15 protein-coding genes are annotated in these 16,565 nt (G+C 62.8%); 11 read left to right on the top strand and 4 right to left on the bottom strand.

All coding sequences use genetic code 11. The features are described 5' to 3' along the window. Positions 1-55: 55 nt before the first annotated feature. The 5 genes from dsbA (at position 56) to N430_RS25220 (ending at position 6,141) form a co-directional block, all read left to right on the top strand. Positions 56-691, top strand: coding sequence for a thiol:disulfide interchange protein DsbA (gene dsbA / locus N430_RS25240; RefSeq protein WP_110639518.1), 636 nt, complete (start codon positions 56-58; stop codon positions 689-691). A 12-nt stretch (positions 692-703) separates the two neighbouring features. Next, a complete protein-coding gene (locus tag N430_RS25235; RefSeq protein WP_110639519.1) occupies positions 704-1,558 on the top strand; it encodes an endonuclease/exonuclease/phosphatase family protein in 855 nt (284 codons plus the stop codon). A gap of 98 nt (positions 1,559-1,656) precedes the next feature. Continuing rightward, entirely contained in the window at positions 1,657-3,597 is a 1,941-nt protein-coding gene (locus N430_RS25230) for a diguanylate cyclase (protein WP_110639520.1), read from the top strand. Between the two features lie 65 nt (positions 3,598-3,662). Continuing rightward, on the top strand, positions 3,663-4,439 hold the full coding sequence (locus N430_RS25225; protein ID WP_110639547.1) for an N-acetylmuramoyl-L-alanine amidase: 777 nt from the start codon (positions 3,663-3,665) through the stop codon (positions 4,437-4,439). Positions 4,440-4,521: 82 nt separating this feature from the next. Then, entirely contained in the window at positions 4,522-6,141 is a 1,620-nt protein-coding gene (locus N430_RS25220; protein WP_027917195.1) for an EAL domain-containing protein, read from the top strand. 12 nt (positions 6,142-6,153) lie between these two features. Here N430_RS25220 and N430_RS25215 read toward each other — a convergent pair whose 3' ends face one another. Further along, positions 6,154-7,920 carry a KinB sensor domain-containing domain gene (locus N430_RS25215; protein WP_110639521.1) on the bottom strand — a complete coding sequence of 589 codons (1,767 nt, stop codon included), beginning with the start codon at positions 7,918-7,920 and terminating at the stop codon, positions 6,154-6,156. 8 nt (positions 7,921-7,928) lie between these two features. Then, positions 7,929-9,275 carry a sigma-54-dependent response regulator transcription factor AlgB gene (gene algB, locus N430_RS25210; RefSeq protein ID WP_110639522.1) on the bottom strand — a complete coding sequence of 449 codons (1,347 nt, stop codon included), beginning with the start codon at positions 9,273-9,275 and terminating at the stop codon, positions 7,929-7,931. A 228-nt stretch (positions 9,276-9,503) separates the two neighbouring features. Here algB and N430_RS25205 point away from each other — a divergent pair, with 228 nt between their 5' ends. From N430_RS25205 to N430_RS25180, 6 genes are all read left to right on the top strand, one after another. Then, complete coding sequence (locus tag N430_RS25205; RefSeq protein ID WP_371922797.1) at positions 9,504-10,307, top strand: BON domain-containing protein; 804 nt, start codon at positions 9,504-9,506, stop codon at positions 10,305-10,307. 177 nt (positions 10,308-10,484) lie between these two features. Further along, complete coding sequence (locus N430_RS25200) at positions 10,485-10,778, top strand: hypothetical protein (RefSeq protein ID WP_110639524.1); 294 nt, start codon at positions 10,485-10,487, stop codon at positions 10,776-10,778. A 42-nt stretch (positions 10,779-10,820) separates the two neighbouring features. Beyond that, entirely contained in the window at positions 10,821-10,982 is a 162-nt protein-coding gene (locus tag N430_RS25195; protein ID WP_003252966.1) for a DUF1328 domain-containing protein, read from the top strand. A 2-nt stretch (positions 10,983-10,984) separates the two neighbouring features. After that, on the top strand, positions 10,985-11,458 hold the full coding sequence (locus N430_RS25190) for an inhibitor of vertebrate lysozyme family protein (RefSeq protein WP_110639525.1): 474 nt from the start codon (positions 10,985-10,987) through the stop codon (positions 11,456-11,458). A 730-nt stretch (positions 11,459-12,188) separates the two neighbouring features. Then, positions 12,189-13,517 carry a glutamate/aspartate:proton symporter GltP gene (gene gltP / locus N430_RS25185; protein ID WP_110639526.1) on the top strand — a complete coding sequence of 443 codons (1,329 nt, stop codon included), beginning with the start codon at positions 12,189-12,191 and terminating at the stop codon, positions 13,515-13,517. Positions 13,518-13,783: 266 nt separating this feature from the next. Continuing rightward, complete coding sequence (locus tag N430_RS25180) at positions 13,784-15,013, top strand: nucleoside recognition domain-containing protein (protein WP_110639527.1); 1,230 nt, start codon at positions 13,784-13,786, stop codon at positions 15,011-15,013. On the opposite strand, the gene N430_RS25175 is transcribed toward N430_RS25180, so the two are convergent. Both N430_RS25175 and N430_RS25170 read right to left on the bottom strand, forming a co-directional pair. Beyond that, positions 14,995-15,630, bottom strand: a complete 636-nt coding sequence (locus N430_RS25175) for an ABC-type transport auxiliary lipoprotein family protein (protein ID WP_110639528.1) — start codon at positions 15,628-15,630, stop codon at positions 14,995-14,997. The genes N430_RS25180 and N430_RS25175 overlap by 19 nt on opposite strands. Continuing rightward, positions 15,627-16,565: an MlaD family protein gene (locus tag N430_RS25170; RefSeq protein WP_110639529.1), complete on the bottom strand. Its 939-nt coding sequence runs from the start codon at positions 16,563-16,565 to the stop codon at positions 15,627-15,629. Before N430_RS25170 ends, N430_RS25175 begins: the two co-directional genes overlap by 4 nt.

Genomic DNA, 16,565 nt, shown 5'->3' with positions numbered 1-16,565 from the left:
ACCGGTCACAGCACAGGTCGCGTCGAGGCGACCAATGAATGCTCAGGAGTAAAGCATGCGTAAACTGATTCTCAGCGCCGCGCTGGTCGCTGCCAGCGTCTTCGGGATGACTGCCGTCCAGGCCGCAGAGCCTGCCACTGCCGGCAAGGAATACATCGAGCTGAGCAACCCTGTTCCGGTATCCCAGCCAGGCAAGATCGAAGTGGTCGAGTTGTTCTGGTATGGCTGCCCTCACTGCTACCACTTCGAGCCAACCATCAACCCGTGGGTCGAGAAGCTGCCCAAGGACGTCAACTTCAAACGCGTACCGGCCATGTTCGGCGGCCCGTGGGACGCCCACGGCCAGATGTTCCTGACCCTCGAAGCCATGGGTGTCGAGCACAAGGTTCACGCCGCCGTATTCGACGCCATCCAGAACCAGCACAAGCGCCTGACCGACCCGAAAGACATGGCCGACTTCCTCGCCACCCAGGGCGTGGACAAGGACAAGTTCCTCGCCACCTTCAACTCGTTCGCCATCAAGGGCCAGGTCAACCAGGCCAAGGAACTGGCGAAGAAGTACGAAATCACCGGCGTACCGAGCATGGTGGTCAACGGCAAGTACCGCTTCGACCTGGGTACCGCCGGCGGGCCGGACGGCGTGCTGGACGTTGCCGACCAGCTGATCGCCAAGGAGCGCGCCGCTAAGTAAGCGGCGTACCCCATGCCCCGCTTCAGAACTACGCGTGGCATTGGCCTGCACCAGCCGCAGGTCAACGAGCATCACCTGCAGGCCCCTGGCCTGCCCGAGGATGGTCGCCTGCGGCTGCTCAGCTTCAACATCCAGGTCGGCATCAGTACCGAGCGCTACCGGCATTACCTGACCCGCAGCTGGCAGCACCTGCTGCCGCACACCGGGCGGGCTGGCAACCTGCAGAAAATCGGCCAGTTGCTCAACGACTTCGACCTGGTGGCCCTGCAGGAGGCCGATGGCGGCAGCCTGCGCTCTGGCTACGTCAATCAGGTAGAGCATCTAGCCCAACTGGGTTCCTTCCCTTACTGGTATCAGCAGCTCAATCGCAACCTCGGGCGTTTTGCCCAGCACAGCAATGGCGTACTTAGCCGCCTCAAGCCACAACTGCTCGAAGATCACCCGTTGCCCGGCCCGGCCGGCCGTGGTGCGATCCTGGTGCGCTTTGGCGAGGGTGAAGATGCGCTGATCGTGGTCATGATGCACCTGGCCCTGGGCGCCAAGACGCGCGCCCTGCAACTGGGCTACATCCGTGAGTTGATTGGCGGCTACCGCCATCAGGTGCTCATGGGGGACATGAATACCCACGCCACCGACCTGCTCGAGCATTCGCCACTGCGCGATCTGGGCCTGATTGCGCCTCAGGTCGAAGCCACTTTCCCCAGCTGGCGCCCGCAGCGCTGCCTGGACCACATCCTGCTCAGCCCGAGCCTGACCCTGGAGCGGGTCGAGGTCCTGGCTCAGCCGATTTCCGACCATCTTCCCGTTGCGGTTGAGATCCGATTGCCTGATGCACTGACTGTGGATACGCTGCCGGTCTTGAGCTAGATCAGCTAAAGCGCGGCAAGCCCTCAAGTGTTCGCAGGGCGCGCCGACAGCGTTTAATTACACAGCCCATAGATGCATTACCCGTCGCGGATCCAGGCATGACCGAAGAAGCCGAGCGCTGGAAAGAAAAATACCTTAAAAGCATCGAACAGCAGGAAAAGCTCGAACGCCGCTGGGACGCGCGCCTCGACCTGCTGCGCCGTGGCCTGGTACGCAGCACCCTGGCGGCCGAAGGCAGCGACAAGGTTGTCGACCAGTGCATGAAGGAAATGCGCGAGGTCATTCGCAGCGACAACATGGACGCCGGCCTGGCCGGGTTGATCCCGCGTCTGGAAAAGGCGGTGCTGGACTCCGAGCAGCGCCGTGAAACCCGTATGAATCAGGTCAGTGATGCCCTGAACGCCCTGGTTACCCAGCTTCAAGGCTTGCCACTGCCCGGTGAAGTTGCCCGGCCACTGAAAAAACTGGCGAAGAAGCTCGATGGTGGGGTCGCCCAGTCACGTGAGTTACCGCCTCTTCTGGGTGAACTCAGTGGCCTGCAAGGGCGTGCCCTTTCGTCGCTGAGCAAGCCGGATGACGAGGCCCGCCCGGGCTTCCTGCAGCGTCTGTTCGGCAACCGCGACAACGAGCCTGAGCCTGCCCAGGCTGCGCAACCTGCGCTTGAAATTGCGCCGGTCGAACCCCAGCCGCAGCCGGATGGACCTGTGCTGGTGGACTTGCCACCGCGTGATGCGGACGAGCTGCAACCTCTGGCTGCCGCTGAGCCTGCCCCGGAGCCTGAGGAAGCTGCTCATGTCGCCGAGCCGGAGGTGTCAGAAGAGCCACACACCGTTGAACAACCGGTAGTGGTCCAGCCTGAAGCTGGACCGCAAGCAGATGAAGCTCCCGACCTGCAGGACCAGCCTGAGCAACCGGTGGCCTCGGTGCCGGCGACACTCGAAGAAGTATTCGGTGAGGACGGCCCCTATTCCCTTCCTGATGCAGTGGAGCCGCCGTACAGTCAGGTCGCCGCACACATCGAACAGACCCTGATCGGCCTGCTGGACGACCTCAGCCTGCCGGAGCGCCACAAGGCTCAGGCCCTGGAAATGCGCGAGCGGGTGGCACGCGGGCTGAACTGGTATGAACTGATCCCGGTCCTCGATGACCTGGCGGTGCTCATGCTGGCGATCACCGACAGCGGCCAGCACGAATTCGAGACCTACCTGCAGCAGCTCAACGAACGCCTCGACAGCTTCCAGAGCCACCTGCACGAAGCCAGCGCCGGCCATGCCGACAACAGTTCCGCCGCGCGCGAGCTGGACAGCCAGCTGCGTGAACAGGTCGATGGCCTGCAAAGCAGCGTGCAGGGCGCCGTGGATGTGGACAGCCTCAAGCACATCCTGGAAAACCGCCTGGAAACACTGCTTGGCACCATGGACGAACACCAGCACGAGCGTGATCGCCGCGAGCAGGAACTTGCCGGACGCCTGCAGGGCCTGGCCGAGCGGGTCGCCAGCATGGAGCAGGAAGCGCTTGGCTACCGCGAACACCTGGAGGAACAACGGCAGAAGGCGCTCATCGACCCGCTAACCGGGCTGCCCAATCGCGCAGCCTGGGCCGAGCAGGTCGAGCGCGAAATGCTCGACTGGCAGGAAAGCGGCGGCCATCTGGCCATGGCAATCCTCGACCTGGACCACTTCAAGCGCATCAATGACAGTTACGGCCACCTGGCCGGCGACAAGGTGTTGAAGATCGTTGCCGACCAGTTGCGCAAGCGCCTGCGCCCACGTGACTTCATCGCCCGGTTCGGGGGCGAAGAGTTCGTGTTGTTGCTGCCGCAGACGTCTCCTGCAGCCGCTGCCCAGGTTGCCGAAGCGCTACGCGCGGCAATCGAGGCCTGCCCGTTCCATTTCAAGGGTGAACGCGTGGTCATCACCACATCCATCGGCTTGAGCGCCTTCCGTTCCGGCGAACGTGGCGACCAGGTGCTCAAGCGTGCCGATGCCGCACTGTACCGGGCCAAGGATCAAGGCCGTAACCGCGTGGAACAAAGCTGAACGGGTAGCAGGCACGCGCATACGTTATGCTATTGCGTTACTGCCTGATCAGCTTGGCTTCCCACATGAAAGCGTTAATTTCCGCATTGCTGATGCTCGTACTGGCCGGTTGCTCGACCGGCCTGCGCATCGACCGCAGCCACCCTTCCGCCAACCAGGACAGCCGAATCCAGTTCGTCGTCCTGCATTACACCAACGCGTCGCTGGAGCGTTCGCTGGCATTGCTGACCCATGGCGAGGTCAGCGCCCATTACCTGATCGGTGACGGTCCGGGCACGGTCTACCAGCTGGTCGACGAGAACCGTCGCGCCTGGCATGCCGGTGACAGCCAGTGGCAGGGGCGCACCTGGCTGAACTCCAGCTCCATTGGCATCGAGATCGTCAACCCGGGGTTCGACGATACGGCCAAGGGCCGCGTCTGGTACCCCTACAGCGAAGCGCAGATCCAGTCGTTGATCGCGTTGCTCAAGGACATCGTCAAGCGCAACAACATCGAGCCACGACACATCATCGGGCACAGCGACATCGCCCCCGCACGCAAGCTCGACCCTGGCCCGTTGTTCCCCTGGAAGCGTCTGGCAGATGCAGGCCTCGGCGTCTGGCCTGAAGCCAATGCCGTAGCGCGCCAGCAGGCCTATTTCAACGTCAACCCACCGACCATCGGCTGGTACCAGCAGGAACTGGCGCGCTTTGGCTATGCCATCGAGCAGACCGGGCAGCTCGATGTCGCCACGCGCAATGTCATAGCTGCCTTCCAGATGCACTTCCGCCCGCAGCGTTTCGACGGCATGCCGGACGCGCAGACCGCAGCCATGCTATCGGTGCTCAACCGCATGCGTTAAGGCGAATTGCATTCGGGCGCCAAACGGCAAAGCCGATTCTCATTCCAGTTGCTATACCTTGTTAATCAACTGGATGCTGCCCATGTCTGCCCTGATTTCTGCATTGCGCCAATTTTTTTACCGCCCCTGGATGCTGGCCTCCCTGGCAGCGTTGGCCAGCGCCGCAGTATTGCTGACCGCCAGCATCGGTATTGCGCTGCAGCAGATGAAGGAAAGCGAGAGCGCGCAGATGAACGCCCAGGGCGAGCGCTTTCTCGACCGCCTGGAGCAGGTGTTCGGCCAGTTGCGCGAGGGCGTCGACGAACTGCAGGCGCAGTCGCTGCGCGGCTGCAGCCCGGCGATGATTTCTGTGTTGCAGCAGGTCGGCCTGGGTTCGCGCTTCATCTATGAAGCAGCCTACGTAGATGCCAATGTCGCCTGCTCCAACCGGGGTGGGGCCAGGGCTTTCGTGCCAACGCGCGCGCCGGATATCCAGGGCCCGACCTATAGCTATTGGCTCAATACCACCACTGAACCCAACGAAAACCTCGCTGCCTTGATGCTGGCGCGGGGCAACTTCCTGGTTTCTACTTCACGCGGACACCTGACCGACGTGGTCGACCTGCCACCAGGCGGCAGCCTGCTGGTGGTGCTGGACAACGGCACCCGTGCAATCCCTGTGCTGGGCCCGCCCCAAGCCTGGCCGCCGACCAGTGGCTGGCCGCCGCCCAGCCAGAAGTCCTTGTTCGAGCTGCGTGATCGGCTGGTCTATCGCATGCCGACCAAGTCGCCAGACTACCAACTGGTGCTGATTGCACCACGGGCCAGCCTGCCTTTACGCATGAACGGCATGCTCTGGCTGCTATTCCCGGGCAGTGTGCTGGCGGCCTGCTGCATCGGCTGGCTGGTGCTGCAGCTGATTCTGCAGCGGCGTTCGATGAGTTCGGAACTGCAGAATGCCTTGCGCCGGGGCGAGCTGCAGGTGCTGTATCAACCGATCATCGAGCTCGACAGCCGACGCTGTGTCGGTGCCGAGGCCCTGGTGCGCTGGCGTCGCCCGGACGGTTCGCTGACCAGTCCGGACCTGTTCATTCCACTGGCGGAAAACACCGGGCAGATTCGTCAGATCACCGATTTCGTGCTGCAACGGGTACTGGAGCAACTGGGCCAGCTGCTGCGCTCACATCGCAATCTTTATATATCGGTGAACCTGGCGGCCTGCGATGTGATGGTGCCGCGTATTGGCCGGGTGGCAGCGCGGCTGCTGGCGCTGCACCGCGTGGCGGCCAGCCAGATTGCCTTTGAAGTCACCGAGCGCGGTCTGATCGACGTGGTGGTGGCTCGGGATAACCTGCAAGCCCTGCGAGCGGTCGGGCATCAAGTGCTGATCGACGATTTCGGCACGGGCTATTGCAGCCTGGCCTATCTCCAGACCCTGCCGGTGGACTGCCTGAAGATCGACAAGGCGTTTATCGATGCGCTGGGCCACGACGCTGCCAGCAGCGGTGTGGCGCCGCACATCATTCGCATGGCCCACGACCTGCACCTGCGGGTGATTGCCGAGGGCATCGAGTGCGAGGCGCAGGCGGTGCTGCTCAACAGCGAGGGGGTGAATTACGGGCAGGGCTGGTTGTTTGCCCATCCGCTCAATGCCCGGCAGTTCGCCGAGCTGGTGACCCGTGGCCGGCAGCCACGGCGAGCGCGGATCGATGATGAGCCATGAGCCTGGGCAAGCTCAGGCTGGCAAGGCCATATAGAACTGTGTGCCCTGCCCTGGCCGGGAAAACACGCCCATGCGCCCGCCATGCAACTGCACGATCTCCTTGCACAGTGCCAGCCCCAACCCGGCGCCACCTTTCTTGCGCCCTACCTGCACGAACGGTTCGAAGATCCGCCCCTGCTGCCCGTAGGCAATGCCTTCACCATTGTCCTCGACACTGATGATCACCCGCTCCGCGTGCCGCCGCGCATGCAGGCGGATGCGCCCGCCACTGGCGGTATGGCGGATGGCGTTGTGCAGCAGGTTGTCCAGCACCCGGTCGAGTTGCGCCACGTCGGCCTGGATACGCGGCAGCGGTGGCTCCAGGGCCTTGATCAGTTCGATCTGCTTGTTGGCGGCTTGTTCGCTGAAGCGTGCCTGCGCCCTGTCGAGCAGTTCGTCGATGGCGCATGGGGCAAGCTCGAGCTTTTGCAAGCCGCTCTGGTAGCGCGAGAAATTCAGCAGGTCATTGATCAGCTGGGTCAGGCGCTGCATTTCCTCGCCGATGGTCTCCAGCAGATCGCTCTCGCGAGCCTCGGGCGGGAATTTCAACCGTTCACGCAACAGGCCGAATGCCATGTGCATCCCGGTGACCGGGGTGCGCAATTCATGGGAAGCACGTAGCACGAACTCACTGCGCACACGTTCGAAGGCGCGTTGCTCGGTGACATCGTGCAAGACCATCACCGCACCCAGAATCGGCCCTTGCGGATGACTGACCGGGGTCAGGCTGTAGGTCAGCAGGCGAGATTCTTCATCAACCTCGATGCTCAGGTCTTCCGGTGGCCGATCCAGGCTGCCACCGCGCAGTACCTGGCGCAGCTGTTGCTCCAGCTCCGGGCGCTGCAGGGCCTCGGCCAGGCCACTGCCAACCCGGCTGTCGCTCCAGCCCAGCTGCCGCTGGGCGACCGGGTTGAGGTGCTCGAGGTGCCCCTGGCGGTCGATGATCAGCAAACCATCGTCGATGCTGTCGAGCACGGCCTGCAAACGCTGCTGGCCTGCCAACAGTTCATCGACATTGGTTGCCTGGTGCTTGCGCAGGGCGTCGGCCATCAGCCCGAAGCGGCGGGTGAGCTGGTTGAGCTCGATGGCCTGTGTGACCGGCAAGGTAATTTCGAAATCCCCCTTGCCAAGTTGGTCGGCGGCCTTGGCCAGGGCTTCGATCGGCTGGCCGAAGCGGCGGGCGATGTTGTGCGCGGTGACGAAACCGAGCACCAGCACCACCAGCCCCATCAGGCCGAGTACCCCACTGACCAGCAAGGCGCGGTCACGGGTGTGCTCTTCGCTGCGGGTCATGAGATCGAGGGCTTGCTTGTGCGAATCGATCAGGTCGGTACGCACCTGGTTGAATGCCGCGCCCAGTGGTTGTTCCACGCCCATGCTGCGGGCCGGCGCCGGGCTGTCGCGGTAGGCCTGGATGAAGGCCTGGTAGTTGCTGCTGGCCTTGCTGAAGCCGGTGCGTTCACCGCCTTGCGCCAGCCCCTGGTTGAGCAGCTCCTGGAAATTGTCCTGCAGGGGGCGCAGGTTGTCCCGAGCGGTGTCTTCGTCCAGTAGCAGAGTCAGTTGTTCGCCGAGGTTCTGCCGCAGTTTCAGGCCCACTTCCAGTGCGTTGGTAGTTTCGCGCACTGACTGTTGCTGCACCGTGGCCATCTGCAGCACGCTCACCAACCCCAGCAACAAGCCCAGCAGGGCCACGGTCACCAGGGCCGAGATACTGAGGAACAGCCGCGTACGCAGCTTCATCGGCAGCCTCACAGGTTGTACTGCTTGCGCTTGCGGTAGAGCGTGGAGGCGTCGATGCCGAGGGTTTTGGCAGCCTGATCGAGGGTGTCGCTGGTAGCCAGCACGGCGCCGATGTGCGCACGTTCCAGCTCATCCAGGCTCAAGGCTGCGCCTACCCGAGGCGCATTGCCTGCCGGTTGTTCGCCCATTCCCAGGTGGCTGACTTCCACACGCTCCTGAGGGCAGATGATGCTGGCGCGTTCGATCACGTTGCGCAGTTCGCGGATGTTGCCCGGCCAGCGGTAGTTGAGCAGCGCGCTGCGCGCCTCGTCGCTGAAACCACGGGCCGGACGCGAGTATTCCTTGACGAAGCGGGCCAGGAAGCGGTCGGCCAGGGTCAGGACGTCCTCGCTGCGCTCGCGCAGCGGCGGCAAGTGCAGGGTAATGACGTTGAGGCGGTATAGCAGGTCTTCGCGGAAGCGGTTCTCGCGCACCATGTCGTCAAGGTTGAGGTTGGTCGCGGCGAGGATGCGCACGTCGGCGCGGCGGGTAACCGGGTCGCCTACCCGCTCGTATTCCTTGTCCTGGATGAAGCGCAGCAGCTTGGGCTGCAAGGTCAGGGGGAAATCGCCGATTTCATCGAGGAACAGCGTGCCGCCGTCCGCCTGGCTGACGCGACCCAGGGTGCTCTCGCTGGCGCCGGTAAACGCCCCACGGGTATGGCCGAACAATTCGCTTTCCATCAGTTCGGCATTCAGCGATGGGCAGTTGATGGTCACGCAGGCTTTGCGGGCCCGCTTGCTCCAGCCGTGGATGGCACGGGCCAGCTCGCCCTTGCCGGTACCCGACTCGCCGAGAATGAGGATGTTGGCATCGGTGGTGGCCACCTGACGGGCGGTTTCCAGCACGGCCATCATCGCCGGGCTGTGCGAGTCGAGGCCGTCCTTGGGTTTGCGCACTTCGCCTTCAAGGGCCTCCAGGCGCGCCGAGAGTTGGCGGACTTCCAGCTGTTTGGCGGTAGCCAGACGCAACTGATCAGGGCTGCAGGGTTTGACCAGGTAATCGGCGGCGCCGGCCTGGATGGCATCGACGGCAGTGTCGATCGCCGAATGCGCGGTGACGATCACCACCCGCATCCACGGCGCCTGAATGCGCATCTGCGCCAGCACATCGAGACCGTTGTCCTCGCCCAGGCGCAGGTCGAGGAAGCACAGGTCGAACACTTGGCGCTGCAGCAAGGCGTCAGCCTGCGCAGCACTATTGGCCGTGGCCACGCTGTAGCCTTCGTCTTCAAGGCAGTATCGGAAGGTGCGCAGGATCGCGGACTCGTCATCCACCAGCAGAATGCGGCCTTGGTTGTCCTGGGCTGATTCCATTTCCTGCGCTCCTTCGGGTAGATCTTCAATTAGTGTGGGAAAAATCGGGCAAGTTGCACGGTCAATTGTGAAGGAATCTGTCCTTTGCATGCTAGCCAATGGCCAAACTGAACCGTGACGCCGGATATCTCGATGATTTTCTTAGAGCAGCGCGCTGGCACATTGGTTGCGATGATTTTCTGCTTTTGCCAACTAAAAGGAGGTACACCCGTGTCCCCTACCACCCGAATGGCCGTGTTGGCGGCCGCCCTGCTGTCCGTTTGCACACCTGTGTTCGCCGATCCTGTTCAGGACGCTCGTTTGGAGGGGGCGTTGCAAACTGCGCTAACCCTCAACCGGATCCTCAACCCGTTCCGCATCAAGGTCGAGGTCGATGGCCAGCGGGCTCGCCTTTCCGGGGAAGTCGAGAACGGCGTCGAGCGCGAGTTGGCCGAGCAGGTGGCCCTGGCCACACGGGGTATCGAGCAGGTCGACAACCAGTTGCGGGTCAACGCCGAACTGGTCGAGCGCCCGTTGGAGCTGCGTGCCTACGCCCAGCGGCTGGAGGATGCGACCTTGGCGGCAGTGATCCGCGCCCGATTGCTGTGGAGCAAGGCTACGGAGAAATCACCTATCGAGGTGCAAAGCGAAGACGGCGTAGTCACCTTGCGTGGAAAAGTCGACAGTGCCGAGGCCAAGGAGCTCGCGGGCGTGGTGGCGCGCACCACCGACGGCGTGCACCTGGTCAACAACCTCGTCAGCATGGATACCGCGGCCATGGCGAAGGCAAGGGAAACACCGGTTGACGCTTCGAGCGGGCCGCAGCCGAGCGACGGCTGGGTGGTCGACAAGATTCAGACCAGCTTCCGCTTCAGCCGCAATCTGGACGGCCTGAACATCAAGGTGGCCAGCGAACAAGGCATGGTCCGGCTCACTGGCGAGGTGGTCAGCAGCGAGCAGAAGACCATCGCCGTGGATATCGCCAGGCAGATCATCGGCGTGCGGGGCGTCGACGCCGATCTGCTCAAAGTGGCGACCAAGGTCGAGGGGTGAATCGTGCATTTCGCACGACGCCAGCAGGGGCATCGTGCAGGATACGTCCTCAACGGCGTTGTGCTATGCAGATAACTAATTGATTTATAAGCATTTTATTTGGATTGGCGGGCTGGCATGCAGGCTGCAATTACTTGTTCAGGTTTGAACAGAAAAATTACAGCAGGAGAAGCCGGCATGAACCGCCCATCCGTCAACCGCTCGCTCAATGCCGCACTTCCCGTGCGCCAGTTCCTGTTCCTTGGGATGGCGTTGCTGCTGACCTTGGCCGCCGGCCTCTTCTACTACAGCTGGCAGACCGCCCGGCTCGCCGATCAGGTAGCAGCGCAGACTGCGTTGCTGGCACAGATCCAGTCGACACGGGCCAATACATTGGTCAAGGCAACCGAACCGGTCGAGCAGCGGCCTGCCGCCAATACTTCGCCGGCCACTGTGGATAACGTCGTGCCCCAGCAACGCTGGGTGTTCTAAGACGCTGGCCGCACCGATTTTCAAAAAGAAAGGAGAAGCATCATGCTGAGCTGGGCTATCACTTTCCTCATCATCGCCATTGTCGCCGCTGTGCTTGGCTTCGGTGGTATCGCTGGCGCCGCTACGGGTATCGCGAAGATCCTGTTCATTGTCTTCCTGGTCCTGTTCGTAGCCTCCTTCTTCTTTGGACGTGGTCGAGGTTGAAGATGAGCAGGAAGCTTTGTACAGCCCTGGCTGCCGCCGCCGTGATGTTGGGCGGCAGTGCAGCGGTGCTGGCGGCCAACGATGGCCAGGTCCGGGTCGAGCAGTTGCTCGGCTCGGACCCCGAATACCGGGAAACCTGGCAAGACACGATCAAGGGCGAGGAACGTTTGCCTGACTGGGTTATCAACCTGAGCGGCAGCGGTCAGGAGCAGATGTCTGCAGTGACCGAAGACGGCGACAAGTATCTGGTCGGCCCGCTGTGCGAGTCACCTCAGAACTGCACCTACAAGCGCCTGATCGTGGCCTTCAGCTGGGACAAGGACGACGCCTACGGGATGCTGGTGGAAGTGCCCGAAGGCTTGCCGAGTGACAAGTCGCCAACCCGCCATGCGCAGTACCGCTGGCTGGGTAAGCCGGACGACGGCATGAAGGCGATGTTGCAGGAGCAACTCAAGCGTGACCCGAATTGGTACTGACCAGCGGTCACGCGCTGTCATGTAATGGAAGCGGAACCTTTTTATCTTTCTCGCTTCTATGATGCGCCGCCCCGAGGAGGGGCAGCGCATGACCAGGGGGCCGGGCTGTTCTGATTGTTGCAGGATCGGAGTGGCCTAGGGGTACAGGGAGTACCTCCAGCATTGGGCCGGGTCAGGAAAAGGCAGAATCGGAAGCTTCAGGTCGGGGGTGTCTGACAAACACCGCAACCGGGCCTGGCTTCCGAGGCGCCATCTCCCCCTTTTGCTGATTCCTTTCAGGTCCTGACCTCGAAGACACATTTTGTCTTGACCGTACATCAATTTTTTTTCGTCCGGTATAGGGGTCGCGCAAGTGACATTTCGGCCATTCGGATTGTCGAACAAGCCGTTTTTATCCCCGACTACATACCGCTAAAACTGCCTAAATATGGCGGTTTGGTCTTGTTCGGATTTCCGAACGTTATAAATCAATGACTTACGTGCGGCGTATTTTGTCCTGAATGCCTATGCCGTATCGGCATGGGGTATGCGTTTCCGGCATTAGATTTCAGCCTTCCCCATCGCAATAGTTGCCGCCTTTTTCGCTGGCCCGAGCGCCCTGTCGCTCGCTCGCGGTGTCCTTACACGAGGTCTCCGGACGGAAGCCAAAAGCTCCCCGTGACGTTGCCAACGGCTCTGTTACGCGCTTTTCCGGTCGGTACCCGTGACCACTAGAACAAAGGGTAAAGACATGAAGAAGGCAAAACTGAGCCTCGCCTGGCAGATCGTCATCGGTCTGCTCCTGGGCGTTGCAGTCGGCGCGCTGCTGAACCACTTCAGCGCGGAAAAGGCCTGGTGGATCAGCAACGTCCTCCAGCCCGCCGGTGACATCTTCATTCGCCTGATCAAGATGATCGTCGTCCCGATCGTGATTTCGTCGCTGATCGTGGGTATCGCCGGGGTTGGCGATGCGAAGAAACTGGGCAGCATCGGCCTGAAGACCATCCTCTACTTCGAGGTGGTGACCACCATCGCCATCGTTGTCGGCCTGGTGTTGGCCAACCTGTTCCACCCGGGCGCCGGCATCGACATGAGCACCCTGGGTACCGTCGACATCTCCAAGTACCAGGCCACCGCGGCCGAAGTGCAGCATGAACACGCGTTCATCGAGACCCTGCTGAACCTGATCCCGTCGAACATCTTCGCAGCGCTGATGCGTGGCGAAATGCTGCCGATCATCTTCTTCTCGGTGATGTTCGGCCTCGGCCTGTCGAGCCTGCAGGCCGACCTGCGCGAGCCGCTGGTGCGGACCTTCCAGGCCGTATCGGAAACCATGTTCAAGGTCACCCACATGATCATGAACTACGCCCCGATCGGCGTGTTCGCCCTGATCGCCGTGACCGTTGCCAACTTCGGCTTCAGCTCGCTGCTGCCGCTGGCCAAGCTGGTGCTGCTGGTGTACTTCGCCATCGCCTTCTTCGCCTTCATGGTGCTGGGCCTGGTGGCGCGCCTGTTCGGCTTCTCGGTGATCAAGATCATGCGCATCATGAAAGATGAGCTGATCCTCGCCTACTCCACCTCCAGCTCCGAAACCGTGCTGCCGCGCGTGATCGAGAAGATGGAGAAGTACGGTGCGCCGAAGTCGATCTGCTCGTTCGTGGTACCGACCGGCTACTCGTTCAACCTCGACGGTTCGACCCTGTACCAGAGCATCGCGGCCATCTTCATCGCCCAGCTGTACGGCATCGACCTGTCCTGGAGCCAGCAGCTGCTGCTGGTGCTGACCCTGATGGTCACCTCCAAAGGCATCGCCGGCGTACCGGGCGTGTCCTTCGTGGTGCTGCTGGCGACCCTGGGCAGCGTGGGCATTCCGCTGGAAGGCCTGGCCTTCATCGCCGGTGTAGACCGCATCATGGACATGGCGCGTACCGCCCTGAACGTGATCGGCAACGCCCTGGCAGCCCTGGTGATTGCGCGTTGGGAAGGCATGTACGACGCCGCCAAGGGCGAGCAGTACTACGCCTCGCTAATGGCAGACAAGCAGGAAGCTGCCCTGGTAGGCGAAACCGCCAAGCGCTGAGCCTGAACGGCTGAACCAGAAAGCCCCGACTTGTCGGGGCTTTTTGTTGTCTGTGGGATGGCCCAGGCTTTTCGCGGCTCTTGTAGGAGCGGCCTTGTGTCGCGAAAGGGCTGCAAAGCAGCCCCAGAAATTTATGCATCTTTGCTGCAATCCTGGGGCCGCGCAGCGGCCCTTTCGCGACACAAGGCCGCTCCTACAGGGACCTCGATCGCCAGCGACGGGCCGCGATACGCTATCATTCGGGCATTTTCAGGGGGAACACACGGATGCTCAACGGCCTTTGGCTCGGCTTTTTCCTGGTGGCGGCTGTCTCCGCCCTGGCCCAATGGCTGGTCGGTGGCAATGCCGGCATCTTCGCCGCGATGGTCGAGAGTATCTTCGCCATGGCCAAGCTGTCGGTGGAGGTCATGGTCCTGCTGTTCGGCACCCTGACCCTGTGGCTGGGCTTCCTCAAGATCGCCGAAAAGGCCGGCATCGTCGAATGGCTGGCCAAGGTGCTCGGGCCGCTGTTCGCCCGCCTGATGCCGGAAGTGCCGCCCGGCCACCCGGCCCTGGGCCTGATCACCATGAACTTCGCCGCCAACGGCCTGGGCCTGGACAACGCCGCCACGCCGATCGGCCTCAAGGCCATGCGCGCGCTGCAGGAACTCAACCCCAGCAGCACCACGGCCAGCAACGCGCAGATCCTGTTCCTGGTGCTCAACGCTTCATCGCTGACCCTGCTGCCGGTGACCATCTTCATGTACCGCGCCCAGCAAGGCGCCACCGACCCCACCCTGGTGTTCCTGCCGATCCTGCTGGCGACCAGTGCCTCGACCCTGGTCGGCCTGCTGTCGGTGGCGGTGATGCAGCGCCTGCGTCTGTGGGACCCGGTGGTGCTCGCCTACCTGATCCCCGGTGCGCTGCTGCTGGGCGGCTTCATGGCCTTCCTGGGCACCCTGTCGGCGGCTGCGCTGGCCAGCCTGTCGTCGATCCTCGGCAACCTGACCTTGTTCGGGGTGATCATCCTGTTCCTGGTGATCGGCGCGCTGAAGCGGGTGCAGGTGTACGAAACCTTCGTCGAGGGCGCCAAGGAAGGTTTCGATGTGGCCAAGAGCCTGTTGCCCTACCTGGTGGCAATGCTGGTCGCGGTGGGTGTGCTGCGCGCTTCGGGCGCGCTCGAACTGGCCCTGGACGGCATTCGCCACGCGGTCAACTGGATGGGCCTGGATACCCGATTTGTCGAGGGCCTGCCCACGGCGCTGGTCAAGCCGTTCTCCGGCAGCGCGGCGCGGGCCATGTTGATCGAGACCATGCAGACCCACGGCGTCGACAGTTTCCCTGCCTTGGTGGCCGCGACCATTCAAGGCAGCACTGAAACCACCTTCTACGTGGTGGCGGTTTACTTCGGTGCAGTCGGCATCCAGCGGGTGCGCCATGCCGTCGGCTGTGCCTTGCTGGCCGAGCTGTCTGGTGTGATCGCCGCCATCTGCGTTTGCTACTGGTTCTTTGCCTGAGCCTGACCCTGAGCAAGCGCGCTCTGAGCTACGGTCCAGTTCACCACCAGCCCGGCCAGCTGATCGCTGGCCGCGCCAAAGCCTGCGACCACGGCTGACACCTGGGTATCTGCCAGTGGCTGGCGCACTTCGAAGCGCTTGCTGCTGAGGATGCGCTGGCTGCGGCCTTGCACCAGGCGTGCGTCGTAGCGGATCACCACTTCCACCTTGCCCCCCGGTAGATACTCGCTCTGGAACGCCTGCAGTTCGCCGCTCAGTTCGTAGTCGGCCTGCAGGTTGCTGTCGTCAGCGCTCAGTCGCTGCACCCGGCCGTCACGCTGGAAACCATCGAGCAGGCGGTTGCGGACCAGCAGCGGCACCGGGTCGCTCCAGCGGGCGCCCTTGTAGCTGCTGATCACATTGCCTTGGGGAATCACGGCGATACGTGGCCCGGCCAGCACCTCGCTGGCCAGCGGCTTGTTCAGGCGCAACGACCAGTCGACCGGGCTGGCGATATGGCTGGTTTGGTTGACTGGCAGGCGGTAGGTATCCACCGGTTCGCTCTTGGGCAGGATCGAGCAGGCGCTGACCAGGCTCAGGGTGGCTGCCAGGGCCAGCGGGCGCAGCGATGGGGTCATGGCTGGAACTCCTTGTTGTTGTCACGGCCCAGCAGGTAGCCGCTCGGGTCGGCCTCCAGGCGCCGGGAAATGCCCTTGAGCGAGTTCAGGGTTTCGCGCAGCTCGCGGATGGCCGGGGTCAGCTGGTTGAGCCCTTGGGCGCCGTCGTCGATGGACTGACGGTTGTCCTGCAGCAGGCTGTTGAGGGTCGCGGCGCTTGCGGCCAGCGACTGCATGGCCTGCTCGGCGCTGCCGATGGCCTGTTTGCCCTGGGTGCCGAGCAGGCCGTTGGCGTTGCGCATCAGTGCCTGGGTTTCGGCCAGGGTGGCGTTGGCCTGCTTGCCGACCTGGGCCAGCTGGGCGATCGCCTCGCTGACACCGCCGTTCTGGTTGGCGAATGCGCTTGTGGTCTGGTCGAGGTTGGCCAGGGTGTTGCTCAGGTGCTCGATGTTGCTGTCCGAGAACATCTGCGTGGCGTTGTGCAGCAGCAGGTTGATGTTGGTTACCAGGTCGCTGCTGTCGTTGAGCAGGCGCGAGATCGGCGACGGCGAGGCGACGATCACCGGCAGCTTGCCGTCCTTGCCCTTGAGCTCCGGGCTGTGCGGCGTGCCGCCGCTGAGCTGGATGAACGAGTTGCCGGTGACCCCGGCCAGGGTCAGCTTGGCCTGGGTATCTTCCTTGACCGGGGTATCACCGCTCAGGCGCACCCGGGCCAGTACCCGGCGCGGGTCCTTCGGGTCCAGGCGCAGGCTGGTGACATCGCCGACCTTGATGCCGTTGTATTGCACCGGGCTGCCGCGGGACAGGCCCGAGACCGCTTCGTTGAAGATCACTTCGTAATCCTTGAAGGCGTCGTCGACGCTGGACTTGGTCAGCCACAGGCCGAACAGCATGGCGCCGGCCACCACCAGGACGGTGACCAGGCCAATCAGGACGTGATGAGCTCGGGTTTCCAT

The sequence above is a fragment of the Pseudomonas sp. CC120222-01a genome, from assembly GCF_003097235.1.
Classification (GTDB): domain Bacteria; phylum Pseudomonadota; class Gammaproteobacteria; order Pseudomonadales; family Pseudomonadaceae; genus Aquipseudomonas.
This window is presented reverse-complemented; position numbering and strand designations above follow the sequence as displayed.